Annotated in this window: 16 protein-coding genes; 15 read left to right on the top strand and 1 reads right to left on the bottom strand. The window is 61.5% G+C overall.

The genetic code is table 11. The features are described from left to right. Positions 1–2: 2 nt before the first annotated feature. Genes trbJ through MESOP_RS30110 form a run of 6 tightly spaced genes read left to right on the top strand, consistent with a single transcriptional unit; the run spans position 3 to position 5,338 of the window. Complete coding sequence (trbJ, locus tag MESOP_RS30135) at positions 3–728, top strand: P-type conjugative transfer protein TrbJ (RefSeq protein ID WP_013533266.1); 726 nt, start codon at positions 3–5, stop codon at positions 726–728. A gap of 28 nt (positions 729–756) precedes the next feature. Continuing rightward, complete coding sequence (gene trbL, locus MESOP_RS30130) at positions 757–2,079, top strand: P-type conjugative transfer protein TrbL (RefSeq protein ID WP_013533265.1); 1,323 nt, start codon at positions 757–759, stop codon at positions 2,077–2,079. Then, on the top strand, positions 2,080–2,811 hold the full coding sequence (trbF, locus tag MESOP_RS30125; protein WP_013533264.1) for a conjugal transfer protein TrbF: 732 nt from the start codon (positions 2,080–2,082) through the stop codon (positions 2,809–2,811). Further along, a complete protein-coding gene (gene trbG / locus MESOP_RS30120; RefSeq protein WP_013533263.1) occupies positions 2,801–3,829 on the top strand; it encodes a P-type conjugative transfer protein TrbG in 1,029 nt (342 codons plus the stop codon). The genes trbF and trbG overlap by 11 nt, the downstream gene beginning before the upstream one ends. Before the next feature lie 13 nt (positions 3,830–3,842). Next, a complete protein-coding gene (locus tag MESOP_RS30115) occupies positions 3,843–5,063 on the top strand; it encodes a TraB/TrbI/VirB10 family type IV secretion system protein (RefSeq protein ID WP_013533262.1) in 1,221 nt (406 codons plus the stop codon). Positions 5,064–5,065: 2 nt separating this feature from the next. Next, positions 5,066–5,338, top strand: coding sequence for a DUF2274 domain-containing protein (locus MESOP_RS30110; RefSeq protein ID WP_013533261.1), 273 nt, complete (start codon positions 5,066–5,068; stop codon positions 5,336–5,338). A gap of 132 nt (positions 5,339–5,470) precedes the next feature. Here the strand turns inward: MESOP_RS30110 and hemN are convergent, their stop codons facing one another. Continuing rightward, the gene (gene hemN / locus MESOP_RS30105; protein ID WP_013533260.1) at positions 5,471–6,817 is read right to left on the bottom strand and encodes an oxygen-independent coproporphyrinogen III oxidase; all 1,347 of its coding nucleotides are present in this window, start codon (positions 6,815–6,817) and stop codon (positions 5,471–5,473) included. A 155-nt stretch (positions 6,818–6,972) separates the two neighbouring features. Here hemN and MESOP_RS30100 point away from each other — a divergent pair, with 155 nt between their 5' ends. From MESOP_RS30100 to ccoS, 9 genes are all read left to right on the top strand, one after another. Next, positions 6,973–7,722, top strand: coding sequence for a Crp/Fnr family transcriptional regulator (locus tag MESOP_RS30100; protein ID WP_013533259.1), 750 nt, complete (start codon positions 6,973–6,975; stop codon positions 7,720–7,722). 443 nt (positions 7,723–8,165) lie between these two features. Further along, the gene (ccoN, locus tag MESOP_RS30095; protein WP_013533258.1) at positions 8,166–9,794 is read left to right on the top strand and encodes a cytochrome-c oxidase, cbb3-type subunit I; all 1,629 of its coding nucleotides are present in this window, start codon (positions 8,166–8,168) and stop codon (positions 9,792–9,794) included. Beyond that, positions 9,785–10,516, top strand: a complete 732-nt coding sequence (ccoO, locus tag MESOP_RS30090; RefSeq protein WP_013533257.1) for a cytochrome-c oxidase, cbb3-type subunit II — start codon at positions 9,785–9,787, stop codon at positions 10,514–10,516. Before ccoN ends, ccoO begins: the two co-directional genes overlap by 10 nt. Before the next feature lie 10 nt (positions 10,517–10,526). After that, on the top strand, positions 10,527–10,676 hold the full coding sequence (locus MESOP_RS30085) for a CcoQ/FixQ family Cbb3-type cytochrome c oxidase assembly chaperone (RefSeq protein WP_013533256.1): 150 nt from the start codon (positions 10,527–10,529) through the stop codon (positions 10,674–10,676). Between the two features lie 2 nt (positions 10,677–10,678). Next, a complete protein-coding gene (gene ccoP / locus MESOP_RS30080) occupies positions 10,679–11,542 on the top strand; it encodes a cytochrome-c oxidase, cbb3-type subunit III (protein WP_013533255.1) in 864 nt (287 codons plus the stop codon). 138 nt (positions 11,543–11,680) lie between these two features. Further along, complete coding sequence (gene ccoG, locus MESOP_RS30075; RefSeq protein ID WP_013533254.1) at positions 11,681–13,240, top strand: cytochrome c oxidase accessory protein CcoG; 1,560 nt, start codon at positions 11,681–11,683, stop codon at positions 13,238–13,240. Next, a complete protein-coding gene (locus MESOP_RS30070; protein WP_013533253.1) occupies positions 13,237–13,734 on the top strand; it encodes a FixH family protein in 498 nt (165 codons plus the stop codon). The genes ccoG and MESOP_RS30070 overlap by 4 nt, the downstream gene beginning before the upstream one ends. After that, positions 13,731–16,016, top strand: coding sequence for a cation-translocating P-type ATPase (locus MESOP_RS30065; RefSeq protein WP_013533252.1), 2,286 nt, complete (start codon positions 13,731–13,733; stop codon positions 16,014–16,016). The genes MESOP_RS30070 and MESOP_RS30065 overlap by 4 nt, the downstream gene beginning before the upstream one ends. After that, on the top strand, positions 16,016–16,171 hold the full coding sequence (gene ccoS, locus MESOP_RS30060) for a cbb3-type cytochrome oxidase assembly protein CcoS (protein WP_013533251.1): 156 nt from the start codon (positions 16,016–16,018) through the stop codon (positions 16,169–16,171). The genes MESOP_RS30065 and ccoS overlap by 1 nt, the downstream gene beginning before the upstream one ends. The last annotated feature ends 317 nt before the right edge of the window (positions 16,172–16,488 follow it).

The following is a 16,488-nucleotide window of genomic DNA, read 5'->3' as shown; positions in this document are numbered from 1 at the left end:
TCATGATGCGGCGCCGTTTCCTTTCCGGCCTGATCACCCTTTCCCTGATGGCCAAACCGATGGCCGACTATGTCCAGCCAGCCTACGCGCTCATTGTCTTCGATCCCTCGAACTACACCCAGAATGTGCTGACGGCGGCACGCTCACTGGAGCAGATCAATAACCAGATACAGTCGCTCCAGAACCAGGCGACCATGCTACAAAACATGGCGCGCAACCTTCAGAGGCTGGATTTTTCTTCGGTGGGCCAGCTCACCGGTTCGCTGCAGCGGATCGACGGGCTCATGGACCAGGCGAGTGGTCTGAGTTTTGATCTGGGCAAGCTGCAGGACCAGTGGCGCAATCAATATCCCGAAAGCTACGACGCCACGATCAAGGTCAGCGATGTGGCAAGCGCAGCACGCGAGCGCTGGCAGAGCGCCATGCAGGCGTTCCGGCAGACGATGGGTGTCCAGTCGCAAATCCTCGACAACGTCCGCGGCGATCGCGACCTGCTTGCTGATCTCGTCAACCGCAGCCAGGGTGCTGCCGGTGCGCTTGAGGCAAGCCAGGCCACCAACCAACTGATCGCGCTCTCAACCAAGCAGCAGATGCAGATCCAGACGCTGCTCGCGACGCAGTTTCGCGCTGAGGCCGAGGATGCGGCTCGCAAAGCGCAGTCCGAAGAAGCCGCGCGCCAGACGACAAAGCGTTTCCTCGGCACCGGCACGGCCTATCCCGGCAACTGATCACCATTTCTGGCACGAGGAAGGCGCAATGAACGACCTCGGGGTCATCGATCGCTTCATGGAGACTTTCATCCGCTATATTGACAGCGGGTTTGGTCTGCTGTCGGGCGATGTCGCCTTCCTCACCACGACCCTGATCGGCATCGACATCACGTTAGCCGGGCTCGCTTGGGCATTCGCCGGCGAGCCCAACATTCTCGGCCGCTTCATCCGCAAGGTGCTCTATGTCGGCGTCTTCGCTTTCATCCTGAACAATTTCAAGAATCTCGCCGACATTATATACCGCTCCTTCGCAGGGCTGGGCATCAGCGCTTCGGCCGCCAATCTGTCGTCCGACAGTCTCCTGCGGCCCGGACGTATTGCTGCCACAGGCTTCGAGGGCGCGTGGCCGCTGCTGGATCAGGCGAGCCAGCTTCTTGGCTTTCCCGAAATCTTCGGCAACGCGCTCACCATTTTCGTGCTGCTCGTGGCCTGGTTCCTGGTCATCATTGCCTTCTTCATTCTTTCCATCCAGCTCTTCATCACCATTCTGGAGTTCAAGCTCACCACTCTCGCCGGCTTCGTTCTGGTGCCCTTCGCAGTCTGGAGCAGGTCGGCGTTCCTGGCCGAGCGCGTGCTCGGCAACGTGATCTCGTCGGGCATCAAGGTGATGGTGCTTGCGGTCATTGTCGGTGTCGGGTCCACGCTGTTCGGCGAGTTCGCTTCGGCGCTGCAAGGCAAGGAGCCGGATTTGGCCGCCGCCATGTCACAGGTGTTGGGCGCGCTGGCGCTGCTTGGGCTAGGTATTTTCGGGCCTGGAATAGCGTCCGGTCTCGTCTCGGGTGCCCCGCAGCTTGGTGCGGGCGCTGCACTGGGTACGGCCGCGGCCGCCGCCGGTGCGTCACTCATTGCGGGAGGCGCTGCGATCGCTGGGGTGCGCATGGCAGCTGATGGCGGGCTTGCCGCAATTCGCGCCGGCACCACGATCGGTTCGGCAGCTTCCTCTGCCTGGCAACTAGGACGCGCAACCTCGCCTGACTCCGGCCTGTCCGGTGTGGCTGCCGGGATGCAGGGCGTGGCAGGTGCTGCCAGCGGCGCCGCTGTGCGAGCGGCACGATCTGCCGCGGAAACCGTCGGGCGCAGCGCTGATGCCGGGCGCCAGGCCGCATGGACCGCGACCGGCGGGTCTCCCATCGCCTCGATGACCGAAACTCCTTCGGGTCCGACCACCGATGCTGCCCCTAGCTGGGCCAGGCGCCTGCGTTCCCAGCAGTCTGCGCGAGCCCACCGCCACGCCACCATGCAGGCCGTGCGCGATGGTGACAGACCGGGCGGTAGCGCCAATCCCTCTCTCAACGACAAGGACGACTAGATGCTGTTCAAGCGATCCGTTCAACGCTACGGCAAGACACCCGAGCCCATCACACCGTACCAGAAGGCGGGCCAGCTTTGGGATGAGCGCATCGGCTCATCGCGGGTGCAGGCCCGCAACTGGCGGCTGATGGCTCTTGGCTGCCTGGCATTGGCGACCGGGCTCTCCGGCGGGTTCGTTTGGCAGTCAATGCAGAGCCGGGTGGTGCCCTACGTCGTCGAGGTCGACCGCTTCGGCGAGGCGCGCGCCGTAGCCTCGGCAATCCGGGACTACGAGCCGACGGACGCCCAGATCGCCTGGCATCTTGGCCGTTTCATTCAGAATATCCGTTCCGTTTCCACCGATCCGGTGTTGGTGCGGCAGAACTGGTTGGCCGCCTATGACTTTGCCAGTGACCGCGCCGCGCTCTTCCTCAACGAATATGCCAAGGCGAACGATCCTTTCGGTCAGATCGGAACGCGAAGCGTGTCCGTCCAGGTGACCAGCGTGGTGCGGGCTTCCGGCAGCTCGTTCCAGGTCAAATGGACCGAGCAGGTCTTTGAGCGCGGCAGCCTTGCCAGCACGACCCGCTGGACGGCGATCCTCACCATCATGATCCGCCCGCCCAACAATACAGACCAACTGCGCAAGAATCCGCTCGGCCTCTTCATCAACGCCATCGATTGGTCGCGCGAGCTCGACAGTGCCGCGCCGACCTCCGTTTCCCCCAAGGAGCCCGCCAATGACAAATAAAGCCCCATCGCTCCGTGCCGCGCTGATCCTGTCGGCCTCGGCAGCGGTGCTATCCGCCTGCGCATCCAAGCCGGTGCCGCCGCCCGAGATTGCCTATGACGCTGCCGACTTCAAAGCAGCGTCGATCGAGAAGCCGCCAGAGAAACCGGTTAAAATCGTCGAGGTGCCAAAGCCGCTACCGCTTCCCGGCCAGTTGCAGCCTGACCCGGTCAAGTTCGCCGAAGACAAGCGCTCTCCTGAAGAACGCGTTGCCGATGCCAATAGGGCCGCAACTCGGCAGCCAACCAGGTATGGCTATGTCAACGCGGTCCAGGTCTATCCCTTCACCGATGGCGCGCTTTATCAGCTCTTTGCCGCGCCGGAGCGCGTCACCGATATCGCTCTGCAGCCGGGCGAGAAACTGACGGCGGTGTCCGCCGGGGACACGGTCCGCTGGGTCATCGGCGACACCGTCAGTGGCACCGGTGACGGTCAGCGCACCCATGTTTTGGTGAAGCCGTTCGCGCCCGAGCTTACCACAAATCTGGTGATCACCACGGATCGACGCACCTATCACTTGCAGCTCCAAAGCACGGACAAGACCGCAATGGCGGCCATCTCTTGGACTTACAGCGAAGACCAGATCCTTGCGCTCTCCCGGCGAAACGTTCAGGCCGACGCTGCAACGCCGGTCGCATCGAATGTTGCGCTCGAAAATATCCGCTTCCGCTATTCAATCGCCGGCGACACTCCGCCCTGGAGGCCGACACGGGCCTTTGACGACGGCAGCAAAGTCTATATCGAATTCCCCCGGCGCATCGATCAGGGCGAGGCGCCACCGCTCTTCATCGTCGGTGCCGACGGCGGCAATCAGCTGGTCAACTACCGCATGCGTGGCAACTACTACATCGTCGATCGCCTGTTCGCCGCGGCCGAACTGCGCCTCGGGGCCAAGCCGCAGCAGGTCGTTCGCATCTCAAGGATTGACGGCGGGCAATTGCCGCGTCGGATGCCACTCTTTGCCGGTTTCGGCAGGTGAGGGGAAAAGGCTCATGACCGATACCTCCCACTCCAATGCGCCGCCTAAACTCGATCCCGACCAGCTGCAGCTGCGCGCCTCACCCCGCGGTGCTGTGCGCTTCAGGCGGGGGGTGATTGTCGCGATCTCTGCCGCCGGATGTGGTGCCATTCTGGGCGTCATGATCATTGCGCTTCAGGGACCGGCATTGCGATTCAAAGAGCATGCGGAAGACCTCTACCATCCTGACCACAAGCCCACCGCCGAGGGGCTCGACAGCCTGCCCAGGGACTATTCCGGCGTCAAGCCGAAGGCACCGGTGCTCGGACCGCCGCTACCCGGTGATCTCGGCCGCCCCATCCTCGAGCGGCAGCGCCAACTCGGAATTGCGCCGGGACAGGAGGTCTCCGCCGAGGATCAACGCCTTGCCCAGCAGGCAATCGAAGCGCGCGAGTCTCAAGTGTTGTTCCGGATCGATAATCGACCCAGATCGACAGATCTCGCTGACGGCGGGGAGAGTGTACAGCAGCGGCCTGAAGCGCCGCAATCCGGAGCGACAGCCGGGTCGGCTTCCGTTGCGCCAGCCGAGGGCGATCAAAACAACCAACAGCGCAAGCTGGATTTTGTCAGTCAGCGGAGCACAAGCGGAATCTACAATCCCCATGCGCTGCAGACGTCTGCTTCGCCCTACCAACTGATGGCTGGCAGCGTAATCGCGGCAAGCCTCATTACCGGGATCAATTCCGACCTACCCGGCCTTGTCGTCGCGCAGGTCACAGAGAATGTGCAAGACACAGTCACTGGCAGCATCTTGCTCATTCCACAAGGTTCCCGGCTGATCGGCACCTATGACAGCGTGGTGGCGTTTGGGCAAAAGCGCGCATTGCTGGTCTGGCAGCGAATAATCCTGCCGGACGGGTCCTCGATCGAAATCGATAATCTGCCGGCGACAGACACCGCCGGATATGCGGGGCTTGAGGACAAGGTGGATTTCCACACCTGGCAGCTGATCAAGGGGGTTGCGCTTGCGACCACGCTTGGCGTGGGTACCGAATTGAGCCTTGGAGACAATGAAAGCGATCTGGTCAAGGCGATCCGCGAATCCGCCCAGCAGAACGTCAGTCGAGCCGGCCAGCGCATAACTGAGAAAAATCTCAACGTTCAGCCCACCATAACGATCCGACCAGGCTGGCCACTGCGCGTCATCGTGCACAAGGATCTCCTGCTGCGACCATACAAAATTGAACGGGAGTGATTATGGCCAACTTGAAACTTGGCAAGCTTCCAGACCGAACGCCTTTGAAGATTACCATCACCGTCAGCGCGGAGTTGAGCCAAGAACTCAAGGCCTATGCTGCGCTCTATCGTCAGACCTACGGCGAGTCTGAAACAGTCGCGGAACTCATCCCGTTCATGCTGGCGGGATTTCTGGACGGCGACCGAGCGTTTGCCAAGGCCAGAAAAGAAGGTCTGGCGACGGCCAGCATCTCAGACGAATCGCGGTCTTTGAAAGCCTCAGATTCCGAATGACCGAAGCAGAGAGTCAGTCAAGTGCAATTGTGGCGCACCGTGCGTGTCAGACAAGGGTGTGCGCGGGCAACATCGTCTGGCAAATAGGTCACCGATGATGGACCCTGCGCGGACCGCGACGCACTCGCTGGCTCAAACTCCCACGGAGTGCCTGGCCTTTCCCGTTTTGAGATATTTGTCGAACTTCGCAGCGACGCATCTGACAAAGGGACGACTTTCCAGCGGTACGACGAAACGATCGCCGTCGAGTTCAAGTCGGACCGACTTGTCGAGGGCCACGGTACTCGACCGAAGAAGGAGCTTCTGGCCGGCTTTGCCGAAGCGTTCCACCAAATCGACTGCCGAGAAGCCGAAATCGCACATCAGGCGCTCGATGACCCAGCCGCGGGCGCGGTCGTCGTTCGAGAAGGCAATCCCGCGGACCGAAGCCAGCCCACCGTCATCCACCATGCGGCCATACTCGGCGGTCGAAGGCATGTTCTGTACATAGCCTTGCCGGAATTGGCTGATGGATGACGGCCCGAGACCGATCAAGGTTTCGCAGCGATCCTCGGTATAGCCCTGAAAGTTGCGACGTAAAGTCCCCGCTCGCGCGGCAAGCGCCAGCGCATCGTCCGGTTTGGCGAAATGGTCGAGGCCGATTGGTTCGTATCCTTGGTCGAGTATGGCGCGTGCTGCCAGTTGCGATTGGGCAAGCCGCTCCTCCGGGCCTGGCAACCACGCCTGGTCGATCATGGTCTGATGTTTCTTGAACCATGGCACATGGGCATATCCAAAAAGGGCGATCCGGTCGGGCTCAAGCGTCAGCGCCTGCCTGACAGTGGACAAGACGATCTCCCTCGTCTGGTGCGGCAAGCCGTAGAGCAGGTCGAGGTTGACCGATTCGACGCCGCGCGATCGAACGCCGTCGACAACCGTTTTGGTCTGCAAGAAGGTCTGCTCGCGATTGATCGCCCTCTGTACCTTCTGATCGAGATCCTGGACCCCGAGGCTGGCCCTCGTCATGCCGATTTCGGCAAGTGCGTCGAGGCGGGCTTCGTCCATGTCGTTGGGTTCGATTTCGACGCTGATCCTGGTGCCGGGAAGAAATGAGAAGCTGTGGCGCAATGCGGTCCCGAGCGCCACCATGTCGTCGGGCCTGAGCATTGTCGGCGAACCGCCGCCCAAATGGACGGCACGCACCCGGCCCTTGCCTCCGGCGAGACCTGAAACGGTGGCGATCTCCGCATGCAATGATCCCAGATATCTGGTCACCGGTTCATAGTGGCGTGTCTGCTTGGTGTGGCAGGCACAGAACCAGCAAAGCCTGTCGCAGAAAGGGATGTGCACGTAGAGCGATATCTCATCGTCCTCGCTGAGCGCCTCCAGCCAGCCACGATAATCCGCAGCATCGACGCCCACGTGGAAATGCGGTGCGGTCGGATAGCTGGTATAGCGAGGGACGTTTTCGACAATCCGAGCAGCTACTTTCGACTGCATCTCGTAGTCACCATGTTTGCACCGCTGGAACTCTTGACTGGTTGGCCGGCCAATGCCCTGATTTCGATCAAGTGCAGCTCGGACAAACTGCCGCAAGGATTTTTCTACCCTGGATTGCTACCCTGTCGGTGCTTGGAAGAGGGTACAGCGAACGCATGACATTACGGCAGGACATTCACAGTTCCGGCATTCCCGTTCTTTGCCGCTCTTGCGAGGGAAGGCGTCGCGGTATTTGCGGCGCGCTCGATCCAGACCGTTTGGCTGCGCTTGCCAGGAGTTCATCGCGGCACAAGATCGAGCCAGGAGTCGAACTGGTCGGAGACTGCGAGGCCGTCAACAGCTATTCGAATGTGCTTTCAGGCGTGGTCAAGCTGACGAAGAGCCTTTCGGACGGGCGCCAGCAGATCGTAGGGCTCCAGTTTGCACCGGATTTTCTGGGGCGACCCTTCAAGGTCGAAAGCGAGATCAGTGCGGAAGCGGCAACCGTTGTCACGCTGTGTTCGTTCCCCAAGGCAGCCCTCGAACGGATGGTGAAGGAATCACCGGAACTCGAGCATCGCCTGCTCAAGCAGGCGCTGGACGAACTTGACGCAGCACGCGAATGGATGGTGACGCTCGGGCGCAAGACCGCATCGGAAAAGGTGGCGAGTTTTCTCGTCATGCTCGCCCTGAACATCGATACCAGTGTTGATTCGGCCGCCATATCGGCGTCCTTCGATCTGCCACTGACTCGTGCCGACATCTCTGATTTCCTTGGCCTGACGAATGAGACGGTGAGCCGCCAGCTGACTCGACTGCGAGCTGAAGGCGTGATCCGGATCGAGAACAAGCGCCATGTGAGGGTGGAGAGCGTCGGCCGGCTGGAGCAGCGTTGCGGCGGCCGAAGGCCGCGGCAGTTTGGATAAGCCCAGGCGGCGGGCGCTGCGCCGCCAACTCCGATCCGCGGCAGGACATGCTGCGTTCGAACACAATGTATTGCTGTAGCCTCGAGCGTCGCGGTAGCGTAGACCCAAGAGCATCCGCGACCCTTGTCGGATAGCGAGGCAGCCGGCAAGAGTTCCGGAAAGATCGCCGGTGAAGCATTGATCCTTGAGGTCCTCGTGCCCGCAAGGCTGGCGGCGATGTCACTGCGTCTTTCCCGAGCCATTCCAGGCGACCTTAGCAGCGCTACTTCCAACGTCGCGGAGGCCGCGCTTCGACACATCCGCCCGCCCCAACGTCCGCTCTTCGCGAACTCGATTCTACCGCACAAACCTGGCACCTGACATGGATCAGGGCGGGCAGAGGGCAGCTGCGCAATTGATGCCGAGCGGATTGGCGTCCGCCCGATTCGGGATCAGGATTTGCGATGAAATTCGGCACAGCGATCGTCGTGGTGGGCTTTTTTGCCTTTGCAGCCCTGGTGGCTGCTGGCTTCGGCATTGATGGACCTTTCCGCCAGCATATGGGGGTGCTGTCTTTTGCCCTTATTGCCTTTATCGGGATCTTGTTGCGCAACTCGGAGTTCAAGCCGGCCGCTCCGATCGGCCCGTCCGCCTATATGGACGGTCCGATCCGCTACGGCGCCATCGCCACCATGTTCTGGGGCGTCGTCGGCATGCTGGTCGGCGTCGTTATCGCGCTGCAGCTGGCCTACCCCGATCTCAACGTTCAGCCTTGGTTCAATTTCGGCCGCTTGCGGCCGCTGCACACGTCCGGGGTCGTCTTCGCCTTCGGCGGCAACGCGCTGCTGTGCACGTCATTGTACGTCGTGCAACGCACTTGCCGCGCTCGCCTGTTCGGCGGCGATCTCGCCTGGTTCGTCTTCTGGGGCTACCAGCTTTTCATCGTCATGGCGGCGACTGGCTACCTGCTCGGCATCACCGAAAGCCGCGAATACGCCGAACCCGAATGGTACGTGGACATCTGGCTGACCATCGTCTGGGTCGCCTACCTCATCCTGTTCCTTGGCACGATCCTGAAGCGCAAGGAGCCGCACATCTATGTCGCCAACTGGTTTTACCTCTCCTTCATCGTGACCATCGCGATGCTGCATGTGGTCAACAACCTTTCGATGCCGGTCTCTTTGCTCGGTTCCAAGAGTTACTCCGCCTTTTCCGGCGTCCAGGACGCGCTGACGCAGTGGTGGTACGGCCACAACGCCGTCGGCTTCTTCCTCACCGCCGGCTTCCTCGGCATGATGTATTATTTCGTGCCCAAGCAGGCGAACCGGCCAGTCTATTCCTACCGGCTCTCGATCATCCATTTCTGGGCACTGATCTTCCTGTACATCTGGGCCGGGCCGCACCACCTGCATTTCACCGCTCTGCCCGACTGGGCACAGACGCTCGGCATGGTGTTCTCGATCATGCTGTGGATGCCGTCCTGGGGCGGCATGATCAACGGCTTGATGACGCTGTCCGGAGCCTGGGACAAGTTGCGCACCGACCCGATCATCCGCATGATGGTGATGGCCGTCGCCTTCTATGGCATGTCGACCTTCGAAGGCCCGGTGATGGCTATCAAGGCGGTCAACTCGCTGTCCCATTATACCGACTGGACAATTGGTCACGTGCACTCCGGTGCACTCGGCTGGGTCGGCATGATCTCGTTCGGCGCGATCTACTACATGGTACCGAAGCTCTGGAACCGTAACCGGCTCTATTCGCTGCGGCTGGTTACCTGGCACTTCTGGCTGGCGACGCTCGGCATCGTCGTCTACGCCGCCGCCATGTGGGTGTCCGGCATCACGCAGGGCCTGATGTGGCGCGAATACGACGGGCAGGGCTTCCTGGTCTACTCCTTCGCCGAGACCGTCGCTGCCATGCGCCCCTACTACGTCATGCGCGCCATAGGCGGCGCCATGTATCTCTCGGGCGCCCTGATCATGGCCTGGAACATCGCGATGACAATCCTCGGCCATCAACGCGAGGAGAGGCCGATGTCGGGTGCCCCGCCTGTCCTTCAGCCTGCCAGGGAGCCAAACCAATGGGCTTGATCGACAAACATGCCATTATCGAGAAGAACGCCACGCTTCTTCTCGTAGGCTCCCTTCTTGTCGTGACTGTCGGCGGTATCGTCGAAATCGCGCCGCTCTTCTATCTCGACAACACGATCGAGAAGGTGGAAGGCATGCGTCCGTACTCGCCGCTCGAGCTCGTCGGGCGCAACATCTATGTGCGCGAGGGCTGCTACCTCTGCCACAGCCAGATGATCAGGCCGTTCCGCGACGAGGTCGAGCGCTACGGCCACTACAGCCTGGCCGCCGAGTCGATGTACGATCACCCCTTCCAATGGGGATCGAAGCGGACGGGGCCGGATCTGGCCCGGGTCGGTGACCGCTACTCGAACGCCTGGCATGTCGCGCATCTCTCCGATCCGCGTTCCGTTGTCCCGGAATCGATCATGCCGAGCTACGCGTTCCTGAAAGACACGCCGATCGAGGTGAAGGACTTCTCGACGCATCTGGTTGCCAACAGGCGCGTCGGTGTCCCCTACAGCGATGACATGGTCGCCAACGCCAACGCCGATCTGATGGCGCAGGCTGATCCCAACGCCGACACATCAGGTCTTGAGGCCCGTTATCCCAAGGCCAAGACCGGCGACTTCGACGGCAACCCGCAACAGGTCACCGAAATGGATGCGCTCGTTGCGTATCTGCAGATGCTCGGCACGCTGGTCGATTTTAAGAACTACGACGAAGGCGCCGGTTACCGCTGAGGAGTTTTCCATGAATTACAATCTTATGCGGGAGTTTGCCGACAGCTGGGGTCTGGTTGCCATGGCGCTTTTCTTTGCGGGGGCAAGTGTCTTCGTCCTGCGTCCCGGCAGCCGTAAGTTGGCGGACGAAGCTGCCCGAATTCCGCTTCAGGACGAGTGATCATGAGCGAGGAGCACATCGATGAAGTCTCTGGGGTCTCGACCACCAGCCACGAATGGGATGGCATCCGCGAGCTGAACAACCCGCTTCCGCGTTGGTGGATCACCATCTTCTACGTCACCATCGTGTGGGCGATCGGTTACACAATCGCCTATCCGGCATGGCCACTGCTGCATTCGGCGACGACGGGTGTTCTCGGCTATTCGAGCCGCAATGACGTCAAGAACGAACTGGCGGCTGCGGAAGCAGCGAAGAGCAAATACCTCGCGGCGGTGAAGTCGAAAAGTGTCTCGGAAATCGAATCGGATGATGCCTTGCGCGAATTCGCCATCGCCGCCGGCGGCGCCGCATTCAAAGTCAACTGCATGCAGTGCCACGGCTCCGGCGCCGAAGGATCCAAGGGCTTTCCCAACCTGAACGACGACGACTGGCTGTGGGGCGGCAAGGCCGAGCAGATCCAGCAGACAATCACGCATGGGATACGCTTCGCGGCCGATCCAGACACCCGACTCTCAGAAATGCCCGACTTCGGCGACATCATCACCGCCGACGAGATCCAGCAGGTTAGCGCATATGTCGTCAGCCTCTCCGGCAAGGTCGCCGATGCAAGTCTGATCCAACCCGGTGCCAAGGTCTTTTCCGACAATTGCGTCGCCTGTCATGGTGAGAACGCGGAGGGGAACAGGGAATTTGGGGCCCCCAATCTCACCGACGCCATTTGGCTGTATGGGGCCGGCGAGGCAGCGGTCGCAGCCCAGGTCCGCGGGCCAAAGGAAGGTGTCATGCCGGCCTGGCTCGGCCGTCTCGGCGAGATCAAAGTCAAGGAGCTTGCGGTTTATGTCCATTCGCTTGGCGGCGGAGAATAGGAAGGAAGCCCTATTCTCGGCCTCCCCCTGCCAAGCGACGAGGCCCGGCGCGAGCCGGGCCTCGACACCATTTCGGCTGCGTCGCTTATCGATGCGGCACGAATACCCCTTCTGACATCGGATGGGAGTGGCACGCACGTGCGCAATGATACGCGAACAGAACGGCTCGAAGGCTCGGCCCCAAATTCCTCGAATACCCGCCAGCCGCATTATGCCGGACGCAAGAAAATCTTCCCAAAGCGCGCCTCGGGCAACTTTCGCCGCTTCAAATGGCTGGTGATGGCGATCACGCTTGGCATCTACTACCTGACGCCGTGGCTGCGTTGGGATCGCGGTCCATTTGCCCCGGACCAGGCCGTGCTGCTCGACGTTGCCAATCGGCGTTTCTACTTCTTCTTCATCGAGATATGGCCCCAGGAATTCTTCTACGTGGCCGGTCTCCTGGTCATGGCCGGCGTTTGCCTTTTCCTGATCACGTCGACTGTCGGCCGTGCCTGGTGCGGCTATACATGCCCACAGACGGTGTGGGTCGATCTGTTCCTCGTCGTCGAACGCGCGATAGAGGGTGACCGCAACGCCCGCATGAAGCTCGATGTAAGTCCCTGGACCGCCCGCAAGCTGATGCTGCGCGTATCGAAGCACGCCGTCTGGTTGGTCATCGGTGCGGCGACCGGCGGCGCCTGGATTTTCTATTTCGCCGATGCACCGACACTTGTGGGCGAGCTTTTCACCGGTACCGCCGCGCCTGTCGCCTACATCACCATCGCCGTGTTGACGGCGACCACCTACACGTTCGGCGGGCTGATGCGCGAGCAGGTCTGCACCTATATGTGCCCATGGCCGCGCATCCAGGCGGCCATGCTCGACGAGAATTCGCTCACCGTCACCTACAATGACTGGCGCGGCGAACCGCGCTCGCGTCATGCGAAGAAGGTGCAAGCCTCGGGGCATTCCGTCGGCGACTGCGTCGACTGCAATGCCTGTGTCGCGGTCTGCCCGATGGGGATCGACATTCGCGACGGCCAGCAGCTCGAATGCATTACCTGCGCGCTGTGTATCGACGCCTGCGACGGTGTCATGGACAAGCTCGGCAAGGAGCGCGGGCTGATCGCCTATGCGACGCTGTCCGACTACAACGCCAACATGATGCTGGCGACCGCAGGCGGCTCCAGCCCAGTCAGTCCATCGCTCGTCAGGACCGCTGGCGGCACCTTCTCCGATCAGGTGGCGCATTTTCACATTCGCAAGATCTTCCGGCCGCGCACCTACGTCTACATGGGCCTGTGGTCGCTGATCGGGCTGGGCCTGCTCTATTCGCTGCTGACGCGCGATCTGCTCGAACTGAACGTGCTGCATGACCGCAATCCACAATTCGTCACGCTATCCGATGGCTCCATCCGCAACGGCTATACCGTCAAGCTGCTCAACATGATCCCCGAGCCGCGGACGCTCGTCGTCACCATGCAGGGCCTTGAAGGCGCCGACATGGTCGTCGTCGGCGACGACATCCCGGCACGCCGCTCTTTCGCCATTCCGGTGGAACCCGACCGCCTGAAAATGCTGAAGGTCTTTGTGCGCCAGCCGGCGGACCAGATCCGCGCGCCGGCGCAGACTTTCAAGTTCCGCGTCGAGGACAGAGCCAGCTTCGAGTCGAACGAGTACACCGCCACCTTCAACGCGCCGGAGGCCCCCAGATGACTGCCAATGTACAAAAGCCTCGTGAATTTACCGGCAGGCACATGCTGGCCATCATTCTCGCCTTTTTCGGCGTGGTCATCGCGGTCAATCTGACCATGGCGACGCTCGCCAGCACAAGCTGGACTGGCCTTGTCGTCGAAAACACCTATGTGGCGAGCCAGCAATTCAACAAGAAGGCCACGGAAGGACGGGCACAGGCAGCCCTTGGCTGGACCGGCAAGCTGACCATCGCATGGGGTGAAGTCCGCTACAGCCTCACCGATGCCGCTGGCAAGCCAGTTCCCCTGCACGGCGTCAAAATGCTGTTTCGTCATCCGGCTTACGAGAAAGAGGACGAGTCTGTCATGCTCGAGCTCGGCTCCGGCCAGGAATTCGCCGCGCAGCATATGCCCAAGGACGGCGTCTGGATCGTCGAGATCGACGCCGACGCCGGCCTGGATAAACCGTATCGCGACATCCGCCGGATCATGATCTCCCATGGAGCGCTACAATGAGCTGTTGTGCACCGGGCGCCGAAATGGCGCTGGACCTGGGCAGCGCGGCATCGGTGCTGCCATCCAGCCAGGAAATCAGGCTCGCGAGCCGCTCGCTTGGCGACGATCTTCGTCAGACCGATCTTTCAGTGCCGATGGTTCATTGCGCAGCCTGCATCCGGACGATCGAGACGGCGCTGGCGAAACTCGATAATGTCGAAGGCGCGCGTGTCAACCTGTCGACGAAGCGGGTCGCGGTCCGGTGGCGTGGAGACAAGGTGCCGCCTTTCGTCGCTTCACTGGGACGGCTGGGCTACGAGGCGCATCTGTTCGCCGCCGAGATCGATAAAAATGACAAGACGCTTGCCGAGCTGATCCGCGCCGTTGCTGTCGCGGGCTTTGCCGCAGGCAACATCATGCTGCTTTCGGTCTCGGTCTGGTCCGGCGCCGAAGGGGCTACCCGCGACCTGTTTCACTGGGTCTCGGCGCTGATTGCCATCCCGGCGCTCGCCTTCGCCGGCGGCATCTTCTTCCGTTCGGCCTGGAATGCACTGCGCCATGGCCGCATGAACATGGACGTGCCAATCGCGGTTGGGGTGTCGCTCGCTTACGCGATGAGCCTCTACGAGACGATCAACCATGGCGATCACGCCTATTTCGACGCGTCGGTATCACTGCTGTTCTTCCTTTTGATCGGCCGCACGCTGGATCACGTGATGCGCGAACGTGCCCGCACCGCGGTGAAAGGCCTGTCGCAGCTCGCCGCGCGTGGCGCCATGGTGCTGCGCGGCGACGGCGCGCGCCACTACCTCCCGGTCGGCGAGATCGAACCCGGCATGCGGTTGTTGATTGCAGCCGGTGAGAGGATCCCCGTCGACGGCAAGATCATTCAAGGGGCGTCGGATCTAGACTGCTCGCTGGCCTCAGGCGAAAGCACGCCGAAAAACGTGGCGCCGGGCGAAGTCGTGCAGGCCGGTGTGCTCAATCTTACCGGCCCGTTGACCATCGAGGCGATGGCTGCCGTAAAGGATTCGTTCCTGGCAGAAATGGTTCGGCTCATGGAGGCCGCCGAGGGCGGCCGCGCGCACTATCGCCGCATCGCTGATCGCGTTTCGGCGCTCTACGCGCCCATGGTTCATCTCACCGCCTTCGTGACATTCCTGGGCTGGATAGTGGCAACCGGCGACTGGCACCGGGCGACAACCATCGCCATTGCCGTTCTGATCATCACCTGCCCGTGCGCGCTCGGCCTCGCTGTGCCGATCGTGCAGGTGGTCGCCGCAAGGCGCCTGTTCGAGAACGGCATCATGGTCAAGGACGGCTCCGCCATGGAACGCCTGGCAAGTGTGGACATTGCAGTGTTCGACAAGACCGGAACGCTGACGCTTGGCCAGCCCCGGCTGGTCAATGCGGGCTCGATTGATCCGGGCATGCTGGCAGTCGCGGGAGGCATGGCCGCGCATTCCCGCCATCCGTTTTCAAAGGCCATAGCCGGCTTTGCCATTCCTGGCGGGCAGCTCAAATTCGATGCCGTCACCGAGCATCCGGGATTTGGAATCGAAGCCACTGACGCGGGAAGCACCTGGCGACTGGGCCGACGCGGATGGGCTGGCTGGAAGACTCGAACCGGCGGTGAAGGCAAACACGGCTACGGCGGAACGGTGCTGACGAGAAACGGGATGATCGCCGCATGCTTCGTTTTCGAGGATGCATTGCGCGCCGACGCCAGAGCGGCCATCGATCAATTGAGCGACGCCGGGGTTCCCGTGGAGATGCTGTCGGGCGATACCGCGGCAGCCTGTGCCGAGGTTGCGAAGTCACTCGGAGTCGACGACTTCGTTCCGTGCCTGCTGCCATCCGGCAAGCTCGAACGCATCGAGACCCTCGCGAAAGTTGGGCACAAGGTTCTGATGGTTGGCGACGGCCTCAACGATACGCCGGCGCTGAGCGCAGCGCATGTCTCGATCGCACCGGCCACCGCCGCCGATGTTGGCCGCAACGCGGCGGATTTCGTCTTCCTGCGCGAAAGCCTCCTGGCGGTGCCGCTCGCACTGGACATCTCGCGCAAAGCAGGAAATCTGATCCGGCAGAACATCGCAATCGCAATCGTCTACAATGCGGTGGCAGTCCCGATCGCTATCTCGGGGCACGTCACACCGTTGATCGCCGCAATCGCGATGTCCGCCTCGTCGCTGCTAGTCATCGGGAATGCATTGCGCCTGGAAGGCTTTGTTCGGCACACACCAGCGGAAACTGTTGCCGATGATAGACACTCCAACAATGGCGGATGGGCACAGCTGTAATGACGACGCTTGCCTATTTGATACCTGGGACCCTGCTCCTCGGCGCGCTTGGGCTGTCGGGCTTCCTATGGGCGTTGAAAAGCGGTCAATACGAGGATCTCGACGGGGCAGCAGAGCGTATCCTTCTCGACCATAACGACAAGCCAGAAGGCTGATTCAAGCCGCTCCGCAGACGACCGCGCGGAATGAGGTTGCATAGGGCAGCTTCACTGCCGCCGGTTGACGCTGATCTGTGAAAAGCCTGTGTCGCGGCAGGATTACGTCGCCCCTTCCGCCCAATATGCAGGCGTTGATCGTCTAACCGCGGTCGCCGGATTTCTCACGCCCATTGACCCAGATCAGGGTTATCTACTCATCGGTGTGGTTTCATGGGTCAGTCTTTCAAGGAGAAACCATGCCTAGGTCGACTAATCGCGCCGCCGAGCGCCTCGCGATCGGTCTGGATCAACACCCACACATCGAGCCTTTTGCC

The sequence above is a fragment of the Mesorhizobium opportunistum WSM2075 genome (genome assembly GCF_000176035.2).
GTDB classification, from domain to species: Bacteria; Pseudomonadota; Alphaproteobacteria; order Rhizobiales; family Rhizobiaceae; genus Mesorhizobium; species Mesorhizobium opportunistum.
Note: the sequence above shows the minus strand (reverse complement) of the source record. Positions and strands in the feature narration are given on the sequence as shown.

What these genes read in the sequence shown, in the direction of transcription:
- MESOP_RS30100 (WP_013533259.1), top strand. Translation starts at nt 6,973, where the DNA reads ATGACATTACGGCAGGACATTCACAGTTCCGGCATTCCCGTTCTTTGC.
- ccoS (WP_013533251.1), top strand. Translation starts at nt 16,016, where the DNA reads ATGACGACGCTTGCCTATTTGATACCTGGGACCCTGCTCCTCGGCGCG.
- MESOP_RS30065 (WP_013533252.1), top strand. Translation starts at nt 13,731, where the DNA reads ATGAGCTGTTGTGCACCGGGCGCCGAAATGGCGCTGGACCTGGGCAGC.
- trbJ (WP_013533266.1), top strand. Translation starts at nt 3, where the DNA reads ATGATGCGGCGCCGTTTCCTTTCCGGCCTGATCACCCTTTCCCTGATG.
- MESOP_RS30110 (WP_013533261.1), top strand. Translation starts at nt 5,066, where the DNA reads ATGGCCAACTTGAAACTTGGCAAGCTTCCAGACCGAACGCCTTTGAAG.
- trbL (WP_013533265.1), top strand. Translation starts at nt 757, where the DNA reads ATGAACGACCTCGGGGTCATCGATCGCTTCATGGAGACTTTCATCCGC.
- hemN (WP_013533260.1), bottom strand. Translation starts at nt 6,817, where the DNA reads ATGCAGTCGAAAGTAGCTGCTCGGATTGTCGAAAACGTCCCTCGCTAT.
- trbF (WP_013533264.1), top strand. Translation starts at nt 2,080, where the DNA reads ATGCTGTTCAAGCGATCCGTTCAACGCTACGGCAAGACACCCGAGCCC.
- trbG (WP_013533263.1), top strand. Translation starts at nt 2,801, where the DNA reads ATGACAAATAAAGCCCCATCGCTCCGTGCCGCGCTGATCCTGTCGGCC.
- ccoO (WP_013533257.1), top strand. Translation starts at nt 9,785, where the DNA reads ATGGGCTTGATCGACAAACATGCCATTATCGAGAAGAACGCCACGCTT.
- ccoN (WP_013533258.1), top strand. Translation starts at nt 8,166, where the DNA reads ATGAAATTCGGCACAGCGATCGTCGTGGTGGGCTTTTTTGCCTTTGCA.
- MESOP_RS30085 (WP_013533256.1), top strand. Translation starts at nt 10,527, where the DNA reads ATGAATTACAATCTTATGCGGGAGTTTGCCGACAGCTGGGGTCTGGTT.
- MESOP_RS30115 (WP_013533262.1), top strand. Translation starts at nt 3,843, where the DNA reads ATGACCGATACCTCCCACTCCAATGCGCCGCCTAAACTCGATCCCGAC.
- MESOP_RS30070 (WP_013533253.1), top strand. Translation starts at nt 13,237, where the DNA reads ATGACTGCCAATGTACAAAAGCCTCGTGAATTTACCGGCAGGCACATG.
- ccoP (WP_013533255.1), top strand. Translation starts at nt 10,679, where the DNA reads ATGAGCGAGGAGCACATCGATGAAGTCTCTGGGGTCTCGACCACCAGC.